The sequence below is a fragment of the Microbacterium luteum genome, from assembly GCF_015277875.1.
In the GTDB taxonomy this organism is placed as follows: domain Bacteria; phylum Actinomycetota; class Actinomycetes; order Actinomycetales; family Microbacteriaceae; genus Microbacterium; species Microbacterium luteum.
This window is the reverse complement of sequence record NZ_CP063814.1, coordinates 3,181,224-3,200,624: the sequence shown is the minus strand read 5'-3', so window position 1 is coordinate 3,200,624 and position 19,401 is coordinate 3,181,224. Positions and strand designations below refer to the sequence as shown.

Sequence of the window (19,401 nt, the reverse complement as noted above, 5' to 3'; positions counted from 1 at the left end):
CTCTAGGCACGCCGCGCACCGCGTCGGGTCGCTTCGCCGGCGGGACTACCCGCGGGACGACCCGGCGGTGGGGGCATCGGGCAGGCGGCGGAGGCTCCAGAACGGACCGAACAGCACGAAGCCGGCGGCCAGAAGCTGCCCGATCGCGCCGATCCACATGGTCGGGATGACGCCGAGCCACGTGCCGAGCCCACCGGCGAGCAGTGCCGCCAGCGGCATGACGCCCCATACGATGAACCGCACCGAGGCATTCATGCGTCCGAGCAGGCGCGGCGGCGTGATCCGCTGCCGGAAGGTCACCTGGGTGATGTTGTACAGCAGCACCAGGAAGCTCAGCACGAACGACTGCACGACCAGCAGGGGGAAGGCGAAGGCCGGGGTGATCGCGGCGACCGGGAGCACGAGGGCGGCGAGGCTGCACCCGATGGCGCTGAGAGGGATGGCGCGGGCTTCGCCCACGCGCGCGACGATGTGCGGTGTCGCGATGGCGCCGAGGAGTCCGCCGACCGCGCCGAGGGAGAACACCACGCCCATCGCGGCGGGGGTGAAGCCCAGCTCGCGCAGCAGGAACAGGGGGAGGAGCGTCGTGGAGATGACGGCGAAGAAGTTCGACGTGGCGGTCGTGCCGACGATCCGCCGCAGGAGTCGCTCGCCGAAGACGAACTGCAGCCCCTCCCGGATCTCGTGCAGGATCGGCGCGCGGTCATCGGCGGCGCGCGGCTCCTCGCGGTCGCGCGTGAGCAGCAGCGCGACGACCGACACGGCGTACGTGCCTGCGGTCGCGAGCATCGCGACCGGGGCGGTGAGCACGCCGACGAGCCAGCCGCCGATGCCGGGGCCGGCGATGTTCGCGAGCTCGTAGGTGGCCTGCAGCTTGCCGTTCGCCTCGGCGATCTGCCGGGGTCGCACGAGCGACGGGACGATGCTCTGATACGACACGTCGAAGAAGACCGTCGCGACCCCGACCACGAACGCGATGGCGACCAGCTGCCAGATCTCCAGAATCCCGAGCATCCACAGCGCCGGCACCGCCGCGAGCGCGAGGGCGCGCACGACGTCGGCCGCGATCATGACGTGGCGCTTGCGCAGGCGGTCGATCCAGGCGCCGGCGGGCAGGCCCACCAGCAGGAAGGCGGCGACGTTGGCGGCGTTGAGCACGCCGATCTCGAACTCGGATGCGCCGAGCAGCAGCACGGCGAGCACCGGAACGGCCAGTTCGGTGATCTGCGCGCCGAACTGCGCGAGGGACTGACCGCTCCACAGGGTGAGGAAGTTCGCGTCGCGCCACAGCGAGGTCTTGGTGGCGGGGACGTCATCCACCCCGTCTGATTGGGACATGCCAATCAGTCTGAGGGGATAGATTGAGTTCTGTCAATCACTGCGGCGTGTCACGTACGGTGGAGGCGTGGAACGAGACGAGCAGCAGCAGGCCGAGTTCGCCGCGCGCGCCCTGAGTTCGCCGCTTCGCCTGCGCATCCTGCGTCTGTGCGGGTTCGACGCACGCACGAACAAGGAGCTCGCCGAGCTGCTGGATGTGAACCCCGGCACGATGCTGCACCACGTGCGCACGCTCGTGGAGGCGGGGATGCTCGCGCCCGAGCCGGAGCGTGCCGGGCGGCGCGGCGCGCGCGAGGTGCCGTACAAGGCGACGGGACTGTCGTGGCGCACATCGCTCGGCGCGAACCAGTCCGTCGTGCTGATCGAGACGATGCGGCAGCAGCTGGAGGGCGTCGATCCGGCGGACGTGCGCTTCACGTGGCTCGGACTGCGCCTGAACGCCGAGCACAAGGCGGAGCTGGACCGGCGCGTGTTCGAGCTGGCGATCGAGTTCAAGGAGCGCGGCCCCGATCCCGACGGCGACGCGTACTCGTTCGTCGCCGTGACACATCCCGACCTCAACCCCCGCCCGGACCAGCTGGCGCAGCGGATCGGCGTGACCGGCGATCAGGCCGGCCCCGCCCCGGCCCCCTGACCCAGCCGGGGCGGCCGGGGGTCACGGGAGGGTGACGCCAGCGGATGCGGGTCAGGCGTCGAGAAGGACCGAGGCGTCGAGGGCGCGACGCACGCGCGGGGCGTTCTCGCGCTGGCGGAGCTCCTCGGAGATGCCGGCGTGGGATCCGATGGTTCCGATGGCGATGATCGTGACCGGTTCGAGGTTCGCGCCGAGCTCGAAGGCCCGCGCGACGGCGTCGTGGTCGAAGCCGCCCATCTGGTGCGTGGCGAGTCCGGCCGCGTGCGCCTGCAGGCTGAAGTAGGCGGATGCCTGTCCGGTGTCGTACTCGGCCCACCGCTGCGGCGTGCCGTCATCGCGCGAGGTCTGGGCGACGAACACGACGAGGGCTGCGGCATCGCGCGCCCACGCCCTGTTGAAGCCGCCGAGGGTGTCGACGAGGGCGGCGTGCGGAGCGGATCCGCGGCGGGCCACGATGAAGCGCCACGGCTGGGAGTTGTTGGCCGACGGCGCCCAGCGGGCGGCCTCGAGGGCTCGGCGCAGCGCTGACTCGTCGAGCGGGGTGTCGGTGTCGAACACCCGCGTGCTCCATCGTTCGGCGATCACGTCGAGCACGGGGTGATCGGTGTCGGCGGTGCGGTCCTGCAGCAGGGTCATGGGAACTCCATTCTCGAAAGGATCCGGCGGGCCCCGTCGTCCGTCGCACTCCTGAAACAACATTCGCGCGAATTCATTCCCGCACGCCGGTAGCGTGGGCGCATGACCGCGACCGCCGATCTCTACGACGAGCGCGGAGACGCCCTCGCCTCCGTCTCCGTGCCGTTCCAGGACCTCGGCGGACGCCGCGCGTTCGAGGGCCCCATCCGCACGATCCGGTGCTTCCGCGACAACGGCCTGGTGAAGGATGTGCTGGCCACGCCGGGCGAGGGAGCCGTGCTCGTCGTCGACGGCGGCGGATCGCTGGAGTCGGCCCTCATGGGCGACATCATGGCCTCCTCGGCGGTCGAGAACGGATGGGCCGGCGTCATCGTCTACGGCGCGATCCGCGACCGCGACGTGCTCGCCACGCTCGACCTGGGCGTGAAAGCCCTCGGATCCAACCCGCGTAAGAGCGTCAAGGACGGCGTCGGCGAGGTCGACGTGCCCGTCGAGATCGGCGGGGTGGTCTTCACCCCCGGCAACCTCGTGTGGGCCGACGCCGACGGCATCCTCGTCTCCTGACGCACGCCGCCACTGGCGCTGAGGGCATCCGCGGGTGGATGCTTGCTTCGACGATTCGGAGGCCCCATGTTCCGCACCACAGACGCCTTCAGCGGGTTCGCCGTCGACGATCTCGACGCCGCGCGCACGTTCTACGGCGACACACTCCGCCTCACCGTGGAAGACAACGCGATGGGCTTCCTCACGCTTCGACTCGAATCCGGCGCGGCGATCTTCGTCTACGCCAAGGATGATCACGTGCCGGCGACCTTCACCATCCTGAACTTCCCCGTGCCCGACATCGACGCCGCGGTCGATGACCTCAACGCCCGCGGGGTCGACACCAGGATCTACCCCGACGTCGGCGACGAGAAGGGCATCGTGCGCGGCGGCGAGAACGGCCCGGACATCGCGTGGTTCCGGGACCCCGCGGGCAACGTGCTCGCGGTGCTCCACGCCTGAGTCGCGGCGGCTGCGCCCGCCTCAGTGCTTGAGCGGCGGGGTCGCGTGCGACGGCCAGCCGGTGGGGTTGGCCGCACCGGCCGGGTACTCGTCCAGCGGCACGTCGTCGGCGCGCCACGCGTCGATCACCGGCTGCACGATGCGCCAGCACTGCTCGGCCGCATCCCCGCGCACCGCGAGGGCGGCATCGCCGTCGAGGATGCTCGAGAGCACCTCGCCGTAGGCCCGGAGCGCGCCGGCGCCGAGGTCGGCGGTCAGGCCGATGCGCTCGAGTTCGAACGGGTCGTCGGCGCCGTTGACGTTGAGCTCGAGCGAGAGCACGTCGGGACCGAGGGAGAAGCGCATGACCGAGCCCGATGCATCCCCGGTGAGCCCCGTCGGCACGTGCCGCACCGGACGGAACTGCACGACGATCTCGCGCACCGGCTCGCCGATCGCCTTGCCCGATCGCAGCGTGAACGGTACGCCCGCCCAGCGCGCGGTGTCGACCGCGAAGGTCACCTCGGCGAGCGTCTCGGTGTGGCGCGACGGGTCCACGCCGGGCTCGTCGACGTAGGAGGGGAACGTCCGGTCCCCGATCGATCCGGCGGTGTAGCGCGCGCGCCGGGAGGCGGACGCGGGGTCGTCGTGCCACACGTGTGTCGCGCGCAGGGCCGCGCCGGTCGCATCCCGCAGATCGCGTTCGTCGAGGGATGCGGGTGCGGTCATCGCGAGGAAGGCCAGCACCTGCAGCAGGTGGCTCTGGATCATGTCGATCATCGCGCCGGCCTTGTCGTAGTAGCCCGCGCGTCCCTCGAGGCCGAGCGCCTCGTCGAAGCGCACGAGCACGCTCTCGACGTGCTCGGCGTTCCACACCGGCTCGATCACGCGGTTCGCGAAGCGCACGCCGAGCAGGTTCAGCAGCGTCGAGCGCCCCAGGAAGTGATCGACGCGGAAGATCTGATTCTCGGGGACGAGCTGCTCGAGCGTGCGGTTGAGCGCGTGCGCGCTGTCGGCATCCGTTCCGAAGGGCTTCTCGAGCGCCAGGATCGTGCCCTCGGGAAGGGTCACGTCGGCGAGGGCCTCGCACGCGCGGGCGGCGATCGCCGGCGGAACGGCGAAGTACAGCGCGAGGGGTCCGTCGACGCCGTGGACAAGGCGCTGCAGGTCATCCGCCTTGGTGATGTCGGCGCGCGTGTACGTGGTCTGATCGACCGCGGCGAAGGCGGCGTCGGCGTCACCGGCAGCGAACGAGGTCTTCACCACATCGCGCCAGTGCGTGTCGTCCCAGTCGTCCATACCGGCGCCGCGCAGGTGCACGTGGCGATCGGGTTCTCGGGTGAGGAGCTCGCCGAGGGCGGGCAGGAGCAGGCGGGAGGTGAGGTCTCCCGAGGCTCCGAGGATGAGCAGCGTCGTGGTCGCGGAGGTCACGGCGCCCACGATAGCGTCGAACCGCTGCCCACCACACTGCTCCCGGGAGGCTGCCGTGCCCGCACCCATCGAGGACTACGCTCTGCTCAGCGACTGCCGCACCGCGGCGCTCGTCTCGCGCGAGGGCAGCATCGACTGGTTCTGTCCGCCCCGCTACGACGCCGCCTCCGTCTTCGGTGCCCTTCTCGGTGACGAGGACCACGGCAGATGGATGCTTCGACCCGCCGACCCGCACGCGACGCCGACGCGCCGCTACGACGGTGACACCTTCACCCTCGTCACCCGATGGGAGAGCGTGGACGGTGTCGCCGAGGTGCACGAGTTCATGCCGATCGACGGCGACCGCACCGACATCGTGCGCCGCATCGTCGGCGTCTCGGGCGAGGTCGCCTTCGATCACGAGCTCGTGGTCCGGTTCGACTACGCGCGCTCCGTGCCGTGGGTGCGTCAGATCGGCGACGACGAAGCGCCCGCGCTGCTGGGGATCGCCGGACCCGACGCGGTCGTCGTGCGGGGTGCCCGCCTCCGCGCCGTCGACCACCGGCATCGCGGCACCGTGACGGTCGGGCCCGGCGACGAGGTCGATGTGACGCTGACGTGGTTCGCATCCCACCTGCCGACCCCGCCGCCGGTCGACGTCGACGCCGTCCGCGCGTCGACGCAGTCGTTCTGGGGCGACTTCGCCGAGACGATCGAGCACCACGGACCGCACCACGAGGAGGTCGTGCGGTCGCTGCTGGTGCTCCGGGCGCTCACCCACCTCGACACCGGCGGGATCGTCGCCGCGGCGACCACGTCGCTGCCCGAGGACTTCGGCGGGTCCCGCAACTGGGACTACCGCTATGTGTGGCTGCGCGACGCATCCCTCACCCTCGAGGCGCTGCTCGAGCACGGCTTCACGCGCATCGCGTTCCGCTGGCGGCGCTGGCTGCTGCGGGCGGTCGCCGGAGACCCCGCCGACGTGCAGATCATGTACGGCATCGCGGGGGAGCGGGAGCTGCCCGAGAGCGAGCTGACGAGCCTGCCCGGATACGAGGGGTCGGCGCCGGTGCGCCTCGGCAACGGTGCCTACACGCAGTTCCAGGCCGACGTGATCGGCGAGGTGATGGTCGCTCTCGAGGCGGCCCGCAACGCCGGCGTCGACGAGTCGGACTTCTCGTGGGCGCTGCAGAAGGCCCTGCTGGATCAGGTCGTGGAGTGGTTCGACCGACCCGACTGCGGCATCTGGGAGATCCGCGGCGAGGAGACGATGTTCACCCACTCGCGGGCGATGGTGTGGGCGGCGCTCGACCGTGGTGTGCGCGCCGTGAGGGAGACGGGGCTGCCGGGGGACGCATCCACGTGGGAGCTCCTGCGCGACCGGGTGCGCGAGGAGATCGACGCGAACGGCTTCGACGCGGAGCGAGGGCACTTCGTGCAGCATTACGGCTCGACGGAGGTCGACGCGTCGCTGCTGCTCCTGCCCCAGGTGGGCTTCTGCGACCACGACGACCCGCGCATGCTCGGCACCGTCGCCGAGATGGAGCGCACGCTCATGCGCGACGGCTTCCTGCTGCGCTACCGCACCGACAGCGGCGTCGACGGCCTCCCCGGCGACGAGCATCCCTTCCTCGCCTGCACGTTCTGGCTCGTCGAGCAGTACGCCAGCAGCGGCCGGCTCGACGACGCCGATGAGCTGATGAATCGGGCGTGCGCCGTCGCGAACGACGTCGGGCTGCTGTCGGAGGAGTACGACGTCGGGCGCGACCGCCACGCCGGGAACACCCCTCAGGCCCTGTCGCACCTCGCCCTCGTGCGCGCCGCGGATGCCCTCGTCGGCCACTCCGGTCGCGCCGCCTACCGCGTCTGACCCGCCCCCGCCTCGGCCGGACGCGCCGTCGCCCCGGGTCGGCGGACCCGTCGTCCTCCCGGACCCCCTTGTGCACCAATTCAGGCTGCGCGGTGACGAAGTAGCCGATTCCGGGCCCGGGGCCAGATTCGGCCGCGCCGAGCCTGAGTTGGTGCACACCGCGCGCGGGTCCGCTCCGCCCGGCCGCATCCCCGGCGCGGGGTCGGCGGGGACGGTGGGGACGGTGGGGTCAGCGGGGCGGGCAGGGCCGGTGGGGACGGCAGGGCTGGTGGGGACGGTGGGGCCGGCAGGGCCGGTGGGGAGGGCCGGGGGAGAACCTCCTGCGCGCCTCAGCCGCTCCGCCCGCCCCACCGCCCGTACACCCAGCCGCCGGCGCTGCCGCCTCCGCCGGCCCTGCCGCCTCCGCCCGCCCTGTCGGTCGCACACCACGTGCACCAATTCAGGCCCTGAGGGGACGAAGCGGCGCCGGGACCGGGATTCACCCGGGCCCGACGCCCGCCAGCCTGAGTACGTGCACGTGCACGTGCACGTGCGCCGCCGTCCGCCGCCCGCCGTCCGCCGCCGTCCGGCGTGCGCCGACCGCCCGCGCGTCAGCGGGAGAGGGCCTCGGAGAGCTTGACGCGGGCGCCCATGCGCAGCAGCGAGTTCTCGTAGATCTTCGCGGCGACGATGATCGCTCCGAGGCACGTGGCGATGAGGATCGCCAGCGACAGCAGCGGCTCCCACCACTGGGCCTCGCCGAGGAACATGCGCATGGGCATTCCCACCGGCGCCGAGAAGGGCACGTACGACATGATCCCGAGCACGACGGGGTTCTCGTAGAAGAAGATCACGAGGAAGTACGGCGCCATGATCAGCATCGTGAGCGGCGTGGTGGTCGAGCCGATGTCCTCCTGGCGCGAGACCATCGACGCGGCGGCGGCGAACAGCGTCGCCAGCAGCACGAAGCCGAAGAAGAAGAACACCGCGAACCAGGCGATCGGCGCCCCGAGGCCCTGCAGCAACTCGGACTGTCCCGTGACGGTCAGGCCCACCACGGCGATCGCCACGAGGATGAGGATCTCCCCCATCGCGAGGATCGTGTTCCCGATCACCTTTCCGGCCAGCAGCGAGCGCACCGGGATCGCCGAGATGAGCAGCTCGACCACGCGCGTCTGCTTCTCCTCGACCACCGATTGCGCGATGGTCCCGCCGAACAGGGATGCCGCCATGAGGAAGACCACGCCGAAACCGATGGCGGCGACGAACCCGAGCGCATCCGACCCGGCGTCGGGGTCGAGCAGCTCCACGGTGGGCAGCTGCGACAGGGAGAGCAGCAGATTGGTCGGCGGGCTGGATTCGGCGACGACCGTGAAGCCCGTCGGCGACGCGGAATCGCCCACGATGGCCGCGTCGACCTCGCCGGAGCTCACGAGCTCGCGCGCTTCGGCGTCGGATGCGGCGTCGGTCACGTCGACGCCGGGCACGTCCACGACGTACTGCTGTGCGTCGGACGTCACCGCGACGGGCGTGCCGGAGGTGTTCTGCGCGGTGAAGCCGCCCCACAGCACCAGCGCGAGCGCGCCCACGAAGAGGATCGCGAACGAGATGATGAAGGCCTTGCTGCGCAGCTTCGAGCCGATCTCCCGCTCGGCGACGAGCCAGACGCTCTGCGCCGTCGTGGGGCCGGCCGTCGTGGGGCCGGCGGTCGGGGTGGCGTTCACTGGATGACCTCCTTGAAGATCTGCGACAGGGTCGGATGCTGCGGGGCGAAGCTGGCGACGTCGCCCTGCGCGACGGCGCGGCGGAGCACCCGCTGGGCCGTCTCGTCGGAATCGGCGTCGAACACGGCGTAGCCGCCGTCGAAGTCGCGCACCTCGACGCCCTCTTCGTCGCGCAGCCACCCGGCGTCGCCGGTGGAGACGAGCTCGTAGCGGCGCTGCGCGTGGGCGGCCCGTAGCTCGTCGCGTGCGCCCTTGGCCCGGATGGTGCCGCCGGCGATGATGACGAGGTCGTCGCACAGCCGCTCGACGACGTCGAGCTGGTGCGAGCTGAACAGCACGGATGCGCCCGCGGCGGCCCGCTCCTGCAGGACGGCGGCGACCACTTCGACGGCGAGCGGGTCGAGACCCGAGAAGGGCTCGTCGAGGATGAGCACGTCGGGGTCGTGCACGAGGGCTGCGGCGATCTGTGCGCGCTGCTGGTTTCCGAGCGACAGCGTCTCGATGTTGTCGCCGAGGCGCTCGCCGAGACCGAGGTCTTCCAGCAGTGCACGCGCGCGCGATTCGGCGTCTGCCTTGCCGAAGCCGTGCAGGCGGGCGAGATAGACGATGTGCTCGAGCACCTTCATCTTCGGGTACAGGCCGCGCTCTTCGGGCATGTACCCGAACCGCCGTCGGTCGGCGGAGGTGACCGTCGCGCCGTCGAGCGTCACGGTTCCGGCGTCACCGCCGAGCACACCGAGCACGATGCGCATCGTGGTGGTCTTGCCGGCGCCGTTGCCGCCGACGAATCCGGTCAGGCGTCCGGCGGCGACGTCGAACGTGACGTCGTCGAGCACCCGGCGCTCGCCGTAGCTCTTGGTGAGGCCCTGCAGTCGCAGCATGTCGCGCTCCTTCCGGCGGAGATCTTCCACCGACACCGACGCTACAAACCCGGGCCGATGTGGACATCCCCCCGTGGGCGGGTCGTCGCCTCCGTCCCGGGGAGGAGGATCAGACCAGGCCGTGCCGGTGCGCGTAGACGACGGCCGCGACGCGGTCGCGGGCGCCGAGCTTCTGCAGCACGTTCGAGACGTGCGTCTTCACCGTCGCCTCGCCGATGTAGAGGCGCTGGGCGATCTCGGCATTGCTCAGCGCCTGCGCGACCAACCGCAGCACCTCGGCCTCGCGCTCGGTCAGCTCCGCCGCCGGCACGGCATCCGGCGTGCCCGCGACGCCGCCCGCACCGCCCGCGCCGGAGGAAGTGGATGCCGCCGACGCCGCCGCGGACGACGCTGCCGCGGGCGGTGCATCCGACGGCGTGGCGTCGGTGGCCGCATCCGTGCCCGCGAAGCGCGCGATCACGCGACGGGTCACCTCGGGGGCCAGCAGCGCGTCGCCCGAGGCGAGCACGCGCACGGCGTGCACGAGCTCCTCGGGGCCGGCGTTCTTGAGCACGAACCCGCTCGCTCCGGCCGACAGGGCGCGGAAGAGGTAGTCGTCGCGGTCGAAGGTGGTCACGATCACGATCGCCGGTCCGTCGGCGGCGCCCGCGACGATCCGTCGGGTGGCTTCGATGCCGTCCATGTCGGGCATCTGAACGTCCATGCAGATCACGTCGGGGTGCAGGGCGGATGCGGCGGCGATCGCCTCGGCGCCGGTGCCGGCCTCGCCGACGACGTCGATCTCTCCCGTCGCCTCGAGGATCATGCGGAACCCCGCGCGCATGACGGCGTGGTCGTCGACCAGCAGCACCCGGATCACGCGGCGACCTCCGCGGTGATGGGCACGTGCGCGCGCACGAGGAACCCGCCGCGCTCGCGGGGCGCGGCGGTGAGGGTGCCGCCGATCGCGGCCGCGCGCTCGCGCATCCCCACGATGCCGAGCCCGGAGCGCGGTGACAGGACGGTTCGTCCGGTGTTGGTGATCTCGAGCTCGACGCCGTCGTCGGTGTAGCGCAGCCGCACCTCGGCGGTGGCGCCGGGGCCGCCATGGCGGCGCGCGTTCGTGAGCGCCTCCTGGGCGATGCGATACAGGCTCACCTCGGTGACGGCGGTCAGCGGATGCGGTTCCCCGACCGTCGTGAGTGTCGTGGGCAGTCCGTGGTCGCGGGCGTGGGCGACGAGGTCGCCGAGGCCGGCGAGGGTGAGGGTGGAGCCGTCGACCGGCTCGGCGTCGTCGGTGCGGAGCGTCTCCAGCAGGTGCCGCAGTTCCGACAGGGCGCCGCGGGCGGAATCCTCCACTCCCGCGAGGGCGGCGCGGGCCGCGACGGGGTCGCGGTCGAGCACCGCGCGTGCGGCACCGGCCTGCACCCCCATCGCCGAGACGTGGTGGGCGACGACGTCGTGGAGTTCGCGGGCGATGCGCACCCGGTCGAGGGCGACCGCCTGCGCCGCCGTCACCTCGCGCTCGCGCTCGAGCTCACGTGTGCGCTGCTCGAGGGCGGTGCGCTGCTCGGCGGCGGTGAAGGCGCGCTCGCCCATGTAGTAGGCGCCGCCGAAGAAGGCGGCGTTGATGAGGAACTGCAGGATCATGAAGGCCGCGAAGGGCGAGAACAGTCCGGCTTGCGACAGCGCCTCGTCGGAGGGGTCGATCGCGGCGCGGAAGGTCGTGACGATCAGCCACACGAACATGCCGGCGATGATGCCCGTGCGCACGATCGTGGCTCGCCGGCGATCGACCAGCCACGCGCCGACGGTGTAGAAGCTCACGAAGATGGCGATGTTGCCGACGTAGACCTCGGGAATGCGGGCGGTCATGCCCACGAAGTACGTCACGGCGACGGCGATCGCGACCGTGGCGGGATAGCGCCGCCGCACCGCGAGCGGGGCGGTGAGGGCGAGCGCGTAGACGAGGCCCCACTCGGGGCCGGGGGCATCGCCGCCGAAGATCCCGGCGACGGAGTTCAGCGCGATGCTGAGCACGGCGGCGATGAACAGTCCCGCGGCGAGCCAGACATCTGACCGCAGCGATGCGCGGGTGGTCGCGCGCACACCGCGCGCGCTGTCGAGGGCGGACATTCCTCCACCGTACGGGCGGCATCGGCGGCGGACATCCCTCGGACGGCGGAGATCCCGCGGCGGGGCGGGATGTGCTGGTTGACTGTGCGGGGGAGGGGAGCCGGATGAACGACCGAACGCGTCGCCGCCGCGAGCATCGCGAGGCGTCGACGTCACGCCGTCAGGACGGCCGCGTCGGCGTCGCCATGGTCGGCATGGCGGTCGTCGTCTGGTGGCCCGCCTTCACCCTCGGCGCGTGGGGGGACCTGTTCTTCGACCAGCTGCTCGCCGTCTGGGCGGCCGCCACCGCGGCGTTCGTCTTCGTGCTCGTCGAGCGTCGCCCCGTCGGCGTGCGGCTGCTGCGCGCGTTCCTGCTGCTGCTTCCGAGCGTGTGGCTGGCGCTGATGTTCTTCATCAACGACGAGGAGGAGGACCTCTTCGTCTTCCTCATCGATCTCGGTGCGATCCTCGCTGTGCTGATCGGGCTGCCGTTCACCCTGTGGCTGCTCGTGCGGATCGTGTGGCCGGAGTTCGGCGACGCGACGCGCGTGAGCACGAAGTGGCTGATCGCGCTGGTCGTGGTCGGGGTGGCGGTGGCGTCGTTCCTGCTGGGCCTGAACCACAGGGCGTTCCTCACGTGCGAGGACTTCACCGAGAGCGGAAACTCCGCCCCGCTGGACTGCACGCCCGAACCGGAGGAGACGCCGGACCCCGCGCCGACGCCGACGACGTCGGCGGAATGAGCCCGGTCACGCGTGGCCGGATGAGGCGACGCGCAGCACGAGCGCGTCGGTGACCCCGAAGATCGCGATCGCCGCCCGATCCTTCTGCGCCATCGGCGTGGTCTCGATCGGCACCACCCGCGGATCGACGACCTCGATCTCCTCGCCGCGCGTGATCAGCGTCGCACCTCCCGCGGCGAGCACGTTCCGAAGCCACTGCGTGCCCGGGCCGTAGGGGATGGTGACGTAGAAGAGGTCGCCCTCCCGGTGCGTGCCGATGGGGGTCTCGTAGACCGTTCCCGACCTGCGGCCGCGGTGACGGATGATCGTCCACGGCGACTCCGTCGTGCCGGCGGTGCGCATCGCGCCGCGGTTCATCACGTCGCGCTGGATCACGCGGGCCGCCCGCAGCACGGACGGATTCTTGGTGCGGACGCCGACGACGAAGGCGGCCAGCACGGCGACGGCGCCCACGAGCGCAACGGTGAGGACGGAGAGCAGGACACGCGCGAGCGGCTTCATGCGACCAGCTTCCCGAGCCGTCCGCGGTGCCACAACCCCGGGAGCGTGTCAGAAGATCATCGGGCGGTCGTCGTCGTCCGCGCCGTCGAGGTCGAGATCGACGACGACCGGCACGTGATCGCTCGGCCCCTCGCCCTTGCGCTCGTCGCGATGGATGGATGCGCCGGTCACCGCGTCTGCGAAGGTCTCCGATCCGAGGATGAAGTCGATGCGCAGGCCCTCGTTGCGGGGGAAGCGGAGCCGCTTGTAGTCCCAGTACGTGTAGCCGGTGGGGATGAGCGGGCGCACCACGTCGACCACGCCCGCGGAGGTGAGGGACGCGAAGGCCTGCCGCTCCGGCGGCGACACGTGCGTGGAGAAGCCCGGCACGATCGTGGGGTCTCCGTTGTCGGCGTCGGTGGGCGCGATGTTGTAGTCGCCGACCAGCGCGAGGGGCAGGCCGGGGTCGGCCGCGAGCACGTCTCGCGTGTGCTTCTCGAGGGCGGCGAGCCAGTGCAGCTTGTAGTCGTAGTGCGGATCGCCGAGGCCCCGGCCGTTCGGCACGTACAGGCTCCAGACCCTGACGCCGCCCGTGGTCACGCCGATCGCGCGCGCCTCCTGCGGCGCATCCGGACCTTCGTGTCCTTTGGCGAACCCGGGCATGCCGTCGAACGCGGTCTCGACGTCGGTCATGGGTTCGCGGCTGGCCACGGCCACGCCGTTCCACTGCGAGAAGCCGTGTGCGCGCACCTCGAATCCGGCGGCTTCGAACGCCTCGTAGGGGAACTGCTCCTCCTTGCACTTGATCTCCTGCATCGCCAGCACGTCGATGTGCTCGCGGACGGCGAAGTCGACGATGCGGTCGACGCGGGCGCGGATCGAGTTGACGTTCCAGGTGGCCAGGCGCATGGATTCCAGCCTAGGCGCGCCCGCCGACTCTCCTAGACTCGACATCATGACCGCCGCCTCCACCGCAGACCTCGAGATCGACCGGCAGAACCTCATCGCGCTGATCAAGACCGAGGCCGTCTTCCACGGCGACTTCACCCTCTCCAGCGGCAAGAAGGCGTCGTACTACGTCGACATGCGAAAGCTCACGCTCGACCACCGCGCGGCGCCGGCGATCGGGCGCATCATGCTCGACCTCATCCGCGACATCGACGGCATCGTCGCGGTGGGTGGTCTGACGCTGGGGGCGGATCCGATCGCCAACGCCGTGATGCACGAGTCGGCCCGCACCGACGCGCCGCTCGACGCGTTCGTCGTGCGCAAGGAGCCGAAGGACCACGGGCGCGGCCGGCAGGTGGAGGGGGCGGACGTCGCGGGCAAGCGCGTCGTGGTCGTCGAAGACACCTCCACCACCGGTCAGTCGGCGCTCAAGGCGGTCGAGGCCCTGCGGCGAGAGGGCGCCGAGCCCGTCGCGGTCGCGGTCATCGTCGACCGCAAGACGGGTGCGCAGGCCGCGGTCGAGGCGGAAGGCCTGCAGTGGCTGGCCGCCGTCGATCTCGACGACCTGGGGCTCGCTCCGCAGTAGGTCCCGGCTCGGGAATACGGCACCGCGGTGGGGTCGTTGGCGGTCACCATGGATCTCTACTCTCCCGCGACCTTCGGATCGCTGCATCTGGCCAACCGCGTCGTGATGGCGCCGCTCACCCGCACCCGCGCCGGTGCCGACGGCGTGCCCACCGACGCGATGGTCGAGTACTACCGGCAGCGCGCCGGGCAGGGGCTCATCGTGAGCGAGGGAGTGTGGCCTGTCGCGGAGGGCATGTCCTACCCCGGCCAGCCGGGCATCGAGACGCCCGAGCAGATCGAGGGCTGGCGCCTGGTCGCCGACGCGGTGCATGCTGCCGGCGGCGTCATCGTCATGCAGCTGATGCACGGCGGTCGTGTCTCGCACACCGCGATCACCGGCACCGAGCGGATCGTCGCGCCGAGCGCCCTGCCGGCTCCAGGACAGACGCGAACGCCCGAGGGCAAGGTCGACATGCCCGTCCCGCACGCGCTGGAGACCGACGAGATCCCCGCCGTGATCGCGCAGTTCGCGCAGGCCGCACGCAACGCGGTCGCGGCCGGGTTCGACGGCGTCGAGGTGCACGGCGCGAACGGCTACCTCGTGCACGAATTCCTCTCGCCCGCCTCCAACGGGCGCGAAGACGCCTACGGGGGCTCGCCCAAGGCGCGTGCGCGTTTCGCCGTCGAGGTGACGGCAGCCGTCGCCGCCGCCATCGGCGCGGACCGTACCGGCATCCGCCTGTCGCCGCAGCACAACATCCAGGGCGTCCTCGAGACCGACGACGCCGACGCGCGCGCGACCTACGCCGCGCTCGCGGCGGGGCTCGCGCCCCTCGGGCTGGCGTTCGTCGACATCCTCCACGCCCACCCCCAGGGCGACCTCGTGCAGCGCATCCGCCGCAGCGTCGGTGCACCGGTGATCCTGAACTCCGGGTTCTCGTCTCCCACCACGCGGGAGGAGGCCGAGGCCCTCGTCGCCGAGGGCTGGGCCGACGCGGTCGGCGTGGGGCGCCCCGTCATCGCCAACCCCGACCTCGTGCACCGCTGGCAGCAGCGCGCCGACCTCAACGAACCGCGCCCCGAGCTCTTCTATGGCCGCACCGCCGAGGGGTACACCGACTACCCGGCGCTCGCCGCGGTCTCCTGACGCATCTCACTCGTCGCGGCGGCGGATCCAGACGACGATCCACGTGATGAGGGTGCCCAGCAGGATCACCGCGGAGCTTCCCAGCAGCAGAGTCTGTTCGAACTCGCTCATCAGGGGCGCCTTCCTTCCCGGGCGGCGGTGACGATGCTCGTGATGCGGGCCAGGCGCGTGGCAGGGCGCCGCGCCAGATCGACCTGAGCGATGCCGAACTTGCGCGCCGAGGGCGGGAATGCATCCCACGCGGCGCGAGCCGCCCCGTCGGCGTCGAGGGCGGCCGCGAGGTCGTCGGGCTCGCGGAGCGCCTCGGAGTTGTCCAGCACGCTCCACGATCCGTTCTCGCGCGCGACGGCGATTGCCCGCCGTCCGGCGTCGGTCATCTCGCCGGTGGCCTCGAGGTCGACCACGCGTGCCTTGTTCGTCGCCGCCCAGCCGCTGCGCGGCCGGCGCGGTGAGAACCACAGGCCCCCGAGGCGCTCGTCGAACGAGCGGGTGGGGCCGTCGATCCATCCGAAGCACAGCGCCTGCCGGATCGCGTCTTCATAGGCGACGACGGTGACGTCGGACCCAGGACGCGCGCGCACCAGCCACGCGCCGGTCGAGGTGGTGTGGTTCTCGACCAGCCACGCCCGCCACGCCACGGCGTCGGCCACGACCACGCGCTCCCCGTCGTCGAGTGCACCCATGCCGCTGACCCTACGCGCGCCCGCCGACGTCGCGTCCGAGTTCAGTCGCGTCGCCTGCGCCGCCCCATCCGCCGTTCATAACTCCGCAATATCGCTCGGTCACAGCCCCGACAACCCCCAGAGAGCGTCGCGACGCAGATTCTTGCGGAGTTGTGAACGACGAGGGGCGGGTGACGGCTCAGCGCACGGCGCCGGAGGTCAGCCCGCCGACGAGCCAGCGCTGGAAGAAGACGGCGGCAGCGAACACCGGCAGCACGCCGATGACGGATGCGGCGGCGATCTTGCCGAAATGGGGCGTGCGTTCGCCGTAGAACAGCGAGAGCACCACCGGGAGCGTCTGCGCGTCGGGGTTCTGCGTGAGGAAGGTCGCCAGCAGGAACTCGTTGTAGTTCAGCACCCCGACGATGATGCCGGTGGCCGCCAGCGCCGGAGCGACCAGCGGGGTCACGATCCACGTGAGCACCCGGAACGACCCGGCGCCGTCCAGCCGGGCGGCCTCCTCGATCTCGCTGGGGAGTTTCCGGAGGAACCCCTCGAGCAGCCAGATCGCGACCGGCACGTTCACCAGGGCGTACACGAGGGTGAGGCCCCACAGGGTGTTGTTGGCCCCGATCACGCGGAGCAGGGTGAACAGCGGCACGACCGCGACGATCGGCGGCAGCAGCCAGGGGCTCATCAGCGTGCCGGCGAGGGTGGTTCCACCGGTGCGGAACCGCACGATCGCCCAGGCTCCGGGCAGGGCGATCGCCAGGGTGAGGGTCGCGCCGCCGATAGCGGCCACGAGGGAGTTCCCGATGCCCTGCAGCAGGTCCGAGCCGGTCAGCACATCCACCCAGTTCGAGAACTGCGGGACGGCGGGCACGAGCACCCCCTGACCGGTCTCGTCCCGTCCCATGAGCGAGACCGACACGAGGTAGAGCAAGGGCGTCACGAAGAAGGCGAGGAGCACCGCGAGCACCACCGTGGCTGCTGCGCCGCGGGATCCGGTCGTGCGGCGTGGCCGGTCGAGGATGCGGTCACTCATGATTCACCTGCCATCGTCGAGCCACGAGAGCGACGGGGATGGTGACCGCCGTCACGAGCACGGCCAGAAGAAGCGTGATGACGGCCGCCTTGCCCACGTCGAACTCCCGCAGCGCCGCCTGGTAGATGAGATACGACGTGGTGGTCGTGGCCTGTCCGGGGCCGCCGGAGGTCATCATGAAGACCAGGTCGAACACCTTGAAGGCGAGCACCAGCCGGATGAAGAAGGCCGCCGCGACGACCCCGGAAACGGCGGGCAGGGTGATGTGGCGGAACGTGCCGAACCCGTGTGCGCCGTCAAGCGATGCGGCCTCGAGCGTCTGCGGGTCCTGGGCGAGGAGTGCCGTGAACACCAGCAGAGCCACGAGGGGCGTCCACTCCCAGACGTCGGCGACGGCGATCGCCGGGAGCGCCCACAGCGTCGACGACAGGGGCGCGATGGTCTCGGAGGGCAGCCCGATGAGTCCGAAGAGGGTCGCGAGGAGCCCGCCCCCGGGGTTGTAGATGAGCTTCCAGAGCGTGCCCACGATCACGGGAGGTGTGATGAGCGGGAGGAGGAGGAGCGTGCGCACGAGCGCCCCGCTCCGCACCGCGCCGTGGAGCGCGAGCGCCGCGACCACCCCGAGCACGACGCTCGCAGACGATACCGCCAGGGCGTATGCGAGGGTGCGCCACAGTGACGCGACGGCGTCGGCATCTGTGAGCACCTGCTCGAACGTGGCCGTGCCGACGAACTCCTGGAACGGCCTGCCGAGAGACGATTCCGTGAACGCGGCAGCCACGATGAACAGCAGCGGATACGCCCCGAGCACGAGCAGCGCGAGCACGCTCGGTGAGACGAACAGGCGGTGCGCCCACGCCGGCCCCCGAGGGAGGCGCCGTGGGCGCACCGTCGCGGATGCGTCAGCCAAGGAGCTCTTCCCACTCCGCCTGCGCGGCATCCAGTGCCTCCTGCGCGGTGACCTCACCCGCGACGAGCTTGGCGAGCTCGTCGGTGAGCACCTCGGCCGCCTGCGTGGCGTTCTTGCCGGTGGGCCAGGCGAGTGCGCCGTCGAGGGTGGCGCGGTTGACGCGCTGCAGGTCGGGATAGGCCTGTCCGTACGCCTCACTCTCGAGCGAGGAGATGCGGTTGGGGTCGATACCGGTCTGCGGGTCGGCGACGAGCAGTTCCTCGTTGATCTCGCTCGAGGCTGCCCACTGGATGAAGTCCCGCGCGAGCTCGGTCTTGTCGGTGTGGGCCGCGATCACCCAGGTGAACCCGGCCACGAGCGATGCGCGCGCCTGGGTGTTCTCCCCGCCGACGGGGAGCAGCGTGACGCCCCAGCCGTCGGCCACCGTGGAGTCGGGGTTGATCTGCGAGCCCACGCCGAGGTCGGTCCAGTTCTCGATGAACGCCGCGTTGCCCGCGTACCACGCGGAGTTGCCTTCGCCGAAGGCGGTCTCGGTGGGTGTGGGGTAGGCGGATTCCAGTGCGTCGGCCAGGGACTGCGCTGCCGCCACGGCCTCCGGGGAGTTGATCACGGGTGCGCCCGCGTCGTCGACGAACGCGCCACCGAACCCCGCAAGGCGGTTGGCGAAGCTCGCTCCCAGGATGAGCGGGGACTTCTGGCCGAAGATCACGTTGCCGTAGACGCCGTCGGCTCCCTCGTTCTCGGTGATCACGCGCGACTGCTCGACGTACTCGTCCCATGTCGCGGGCGGAGCGTCGAAGCCGTTCCGCTGCAGGATCTCGGTGTTGTAGAAGAGCACGTGGGTGTCGCCGTCGAACGGCAGCCCGTACCGGCGATCCTCCACCAGGGTGTACGGATCGTAGATCGAGGGGATGAAGTCGTCTTCGTCGGCGGCGGGGTCGCTCGCGATCCAGTCGGTGAGGTCCTGGATCGAGCCGGAGTCAGCCAGGTCTCCGATCGAGACGTACCAGGGCGCCGCAACGTCGATCGTGTTCGCGCCCGACTGCTGGTCGAGCGCCAGGGTGTTGCCGATCTCGTCGTAGGGGACGATCACCGGGTTGATGCGCACCCCCGTCTCGGCCTCGTAGCGCTCCGCGAGGAGGTCGGAGGCGCCCTCGTGCGATGAGATGAGCAGCACGGTCAGCTCCTGCTCGCCGGCAGCGTCCGATGCGTCGGCGTCGCCGCCGGCGCACGAGGCCAGCATGACCGCGGAGGCGGCGACGACGGTGGGGACGGCGAACCTGCGCAGCGTGCGTGCGCGGCGTGACGAATCGGACATGGCGAGCCTCTCGGATGGATGCGGTGCGCGG

20 protein-coding genes are annotated in these 19,401 nt (G+C 71.2%); 7 read left to right on the top strand and 13 right to left on the bottom strand.

What is annotated here, in order from left to right; all coding sequences use genetic code 11:
- Positions 1-45 precede the first annotated feature (45 nt).
- Positions 46-1,338: an MFS transporter gene (locus tag IM777_RS15470; RefSeq protein ID WP_194383979.1), complete on the bottom strand. Its 1,293-nt coding sequence runs from the start codon at positions 1,336-1,338 to the stop codon at positions 46-48.
- Positions 1,339-1,405: 67 nt separating this feature from the next.
- Here IM777_RS15470 and IM777_RS15465 point away from each other — a divergent pair, with 67 nt between their 5' ends.
- Positions 1,406-1,972 carry an ArsR/SmtB family transcription factor gene (locus IM777_RS15465; RefSeq protein WP_194383978.1) on the top strand — a complete coding sequence of 189 codons (567 nt, stop codon included), beginning with the start codon at positions 1,406-1,408 and terminating at the stop codon, positions 1,970-1,972.
- A gap of 51 nt (positions 1,973-2,023) precedes the next feature.
- Here IM777_RS15465 and IM777_RS15460 read toward each other — a convergent pair whose 3' ends face one another.
- Entirely contained in the window at positions 2,024-2,608 is a 585-nt protein-coding gene (locus tag IM777_RS15460) for a nitroreductase family protein (RefSeq protein WP_194383977.1), read from the bottom strand.
- 102 nt (positions 2,609-2,710) lie between these two features.
- Here IM777_RS15460 and rraA point away from each other — a divergent pair, with 102 nt between their 5' ends.
- Both rraA and IM777_RS15450 read left to right on the top strand, forming a co-directional pair.
- Entirely contained in the window at positions 2,711-3,172 is a 462-nt protein-coding gene (rraA, locus tag IM777_RS15455; protein ID WP_071045418.1) for a ribonuclease E activity regulator RraA, read from the top strand.
- Between the two features lie 66 nt (positions 3,173-3,238).
- Complete coding sequence (locus IM777_RS15450; protein ID WP_194383976.1) at positions 3,239-3,613, top strand: VOC family protein; 375 nt, start codon at positions 3,239-3,241, stop codon at positions 3,611-3,613.
- Positions 3,614-3,634: 21 nt separating this feature from the next.
- On the opposite strand, the gene IM777_RS15445 is transcribed toward IM777_RS15450, so the two are convergent.
- On the bottom strand, positions 3,635-5,032 hold the full coding sequence (locus IM777_RS15445) for a glucose-6-phosphate dehydrogenase (RefSeq protein ID WP_228480855.1): 1,398 nt from the start codon (positions 5,030-5,032) through the stop codon (positions 3,635-3,637).
- 46 nt (positions 5,033-5,078) lie between these two features.
- Here IM777_RS15445 and IM777_RS15440 point away from each other — a divergent pair, with 46 nt between their 5' ends.
- Positions 5,079-6,872, top strand: coding sequence for a glycoside hydrolase family 15 protein (locus IM777_RS15440; RefSeq protein WP_228480854.1), 1,794 nt, complete (start codon positions 5,079-5,081; stop codon positions 6,870-6,872).
- A 590-nt stretch (positions 6,873-7,462) separates the two neighbouring features.
- Here IM777_RS15440 and IM777_RS15435 read toward each other — a convergent pair.
- The 4 genes from IM777_RS15435 to IM777_RS15420 form a co-directional block, all read right to left on the bottom strand.
- Positions 7,463-8,575, bottom strand: coding sequence for an ABC transporter permease (locus IM777_RS15435; RefSeq protein ID WP_194383974.1), 1,113 nt, complete (start codon positions 8,573-8,575; stop codon positions 7,463-7,465).
- A complete protein-coding gene (locus tag IM777_RS15430) occupies positions 8,572-9,456 on the bottom strand; it encodes an ABC transporter ATP-binding protein (RefSeq protein ID WP_194383973.1) in 885 nt (294 codons plus the stop codon). The genes IM777_RS15435 and IM777_RS15430 overlap by 4 nt, the downstream gene beginning before the upstream one ends.
- A gap of 109 nt (positions 9,457-9,565) precedes the next feature.
- The gene (locus IM777_RS15425; protein ID WP_390178516.1) at positions 9,566-10,279 is read right to left on the bottom strand and encodes a response regulator; all 714 of its coding nucleotides are present in this window, start codon (positions 10,277-10,279) and stop codon (positions 9,566-9,568) included.
- 32 nt (positions 10,280-10,311) lie between these two features.
- The gene (locus tag IM777_RS15420) at positions 10,312-11,571 is read right to left on the bottom strand and encodes a sensor histidine kinase (RefSeq protein ID WP_194383972.1); all 1,260 of its coding nucleotides are present in this window, start codon (positions 11,569-11,571) and stop codon (positions 10,312-10,314) included.
- Positions 11,572-11,675: 104 nt separating this feature from the next.
- Between IM777_RS15420 and IM777_RS15415 the strand changes: the two genes are divergently transcribed.
- The gene (locus IM777_RS15415) at positions 11,676-12,293 is read left to right on the top strand and encodes a hypothetical protein (protein WP_228480853.1); all 618 of its coding nucleotides are present in this window, start codon (positions 11,676-11,678) and stop codon (positions 12,291-12,293) included.
- Between the two features lie 6 nt (positions 12,294-12,299).
- Here IM777_RS15415 and IM777_RS15410 read toward each other — a convergent pair whose 3' ends face one another.
- Both IM777_RS15410 and IM777_RS15405 read right to left on the bottom strand, forming a co-directional pair.
- Positions 12,300-12,794, bottom strand: a complete 495-nt coding sequence (locus tag IM777_RS15410) for a PNPOx family protein (protein ID WP_071045412.1) — start codon at positions 12,792-12,794, stop codon at positions 12,300-12,302.
- 48 nt (positions 12,795-12,842) lie between these two features.
- Positions 12,843-13,682, bottom strand: coding sequence for an exodeoxyribonuclease III (locus IM777_RS15405; RefSeq protein WP_194383971.1), 840 nt, complete (start codon positions 13,680-13,682; stop codon positions 12,843-12,845).
- 46 nt (positions 13,683-13,728) lie between these two features.
- On the opposite strand from IM777_RS15405, the gene pyrE reads away from it, so the two are divergent.
- Entirely contained in the window at positions 13,729-14,307 is a 579-nt protein-coding gene (gene pyrE / locus IM777_RS15400; RefSeq protein ID WP_194383970.1) for an orotate phosphoribosyltransferase, read from the top strand.
- Positions 14,308-14,355: 48 nt separating this feature from the next.
- Positions 14,356-15,435, top strand: coding sequence for an alkene reductase (locus IM777_RS15395; protein ID WP_194383969.1), 1,080 nt, complete (start codon positions 14,356-14,358; stop codon positions 15,433-15,435).
- 110 nt (positions 15,436-15,545) lie between these two features.
- Here IM777_RS15395 and IM777_RS15390 read toward each other — a convergent pair whose 3' ends face one another.
- The 4 genes from IM777_RS15390 to IM777_RS15375 all read right to left on the bottom strand — a co-directional run bounded on the left by IM777_RS15390 (position 15,546) and on the right by IM777_RS15375 (position 19,370).
- Positions 15,546-16,118: a YdeI/OmpD-associated family protein gene (locus IM777_RS15390; RefSeq protein ID WP_194383968.1), complete on the bottom strand. Its 573-nt coding sequence runs from the start codon at positions 16,116-16,118 to the stop codon at positions 15,546-15,548.
- Between the two features lie 178 nt (positions 16,119-16,296).
- The gene (locus IM777_RS15385; protein WP_194383967.1) at positions 16,297-17,142 is read right to left on the bottom strand and encodes a carbohydrate ABC transporter permease; all 846 of its coding nucleotides are present in this window, start codon (positions 17,140-17,142) and stop codon (positions 16,297-16,299) included.
- The gene (locus tag IM777_RS15380; RefSeq protein ID WP_228480852.1) at positions 17,135-18,052 is read right to left on the bottom strand and encodes a carbohydrate ABC transporter permease; all 918 of its coding nucleotides are present in this window, start codon (positions 18,050-18,052) and stop codon (positions 17,135-17,137) included. The genes IM777_RS15385 and IM777_RS15380 overlap by 8 nt, the downstream gene beginning before the upstream one ends.
- The gene (locus IM777_RS15375; RefSeq protein WP_194383966.1) at positions 18,045-19,370 is read right to left on the bottom strand and encodes an ABC transporter substrate-binding protein; all 1,326 of its coding nucleotides are present in this window, start codon (positions 19,368-19,370) and stop codon (positions 18,045-18,047) included. Before IM777_RS15375 ends, IM777_RS15380 begins: the two co-directional genes overlap by 8 nt.
- Positions 19,371-19,401: the final 31 nt, after the last annotated feature.

What these genes read in the sequence shown, in the direction of transcription:
- IM777_RS15395 (WP_194383969.1), top strand. Translation starts at nt 14,356, where the DNA reads ATGGATCTCTACTCTCCCGCGACCTTCGGATCGCTGCATCTGGCCAAC.
- IM777_RS15390 (WP_194383968.1), bottom strand. Translation starts at nt 16,118, where the DNA reads ATGGGTGCACTCGACGACGGGGAGCGCGTGGTCGTGGCCGACGCCGTG.
- IM777_RS15450 (WP_194383976.1), top strand. Translation starts at nt 3,239, where the DNA reads ATGTTCCGCACCACAGACGCCTTCAGCGGGTTCGCCGTCGACGATCTC.
- IM777_RS15405 (WP_194383971.1), bottom strand. Translation starts at nt 13,682, where the DNA reads ATGCGCCTGGCCACCTGGAACGTCAACTCGATCCGCGCCCGCGTCGAC.
- IM777_RS15385 (WP_194383967.1), bottom strand. Translation starts at nt 17,142, where the DNA reads ATGAGTGACCGCATCCTCGACCGGCCACGCCGCACGACCGGATCCCGC.
- IM777_RS15430 (WP_194383973.1), bottom strand. Translation starts at nt 9,456, where the DNA reads ATGCTGCGACTGCAGGGCCTCACCAAGAGCTACGGCGAGCGCCGGGTG.
- IM777_RS15410 (WP_071045412.1), bottom strand. Translation starts at nt 12,794, where the DNA reads ATGAAGCCGCTCGCGCGTGTCCTGCTCTCCGTCCTCACCGTTGCGCTC.
- IM777_RS15460 (WP_194383977.1), bottom strand. Translation starts at nt 2,608, where the DNA reads ATGACCCTGCTGCAGGACCGCACCGCCGACACCGATCACCCCGTGCTC.
- rraA (WP_071045418.1), top strand. Translation starts at nt 2,711, where the DNA reads ATGACCGCGACCGCCGATCTCTACGACGAGCGCGGAGACGCCCTCGCC.
- IM777_RS15425 (WP_390178516.1), bottom strand. Translation starts at nt 10,279, where the DNA reads ATGCGCGCGGGGTTCCGCATGATCCTCGAGGCGACGGGAGAGATCGAC.
- IM777_RS15420 (WP_194383972.1), bottom strand. Translation starts at nt 11,571, where the DNA reads ATGTCCGCCCTCGACAGCGCGCGCGGTGTGCGCGCGACCACCCGCGCA.
- IM777_RS15470 (WP_194383979.1), bottom strand. Translation starts at nt 1,338, where the DNA reads ATGTCCCAATCAGACGGGGTGGATGACGTCCCCGCCACCAAGACCTCG.
- pyrE (WP_194383970.1), top strand. Translation starts at nt 13,729, where the DNA reads ATGACCGCCGCCTCCACCGCAGACCTCGAGATCGACCGGCAGAACCTC.
- IM777_RS15375 (WP_194383966.1), bottom strand. Translation starts at nt 19,370, where the DNA reads ATGTCCGATTCGTCACGCCGCGCACGCACGCTGCGCAGGTTCGCCGTC.
- IM777_RS15415 (WP_228480853.1), top strand. Translation starts at nt 11,676, where the DNA reads ATGAACGACCGAACGCGTCGCCGCCGCGAGCATCGCGAGGCGTCGACG.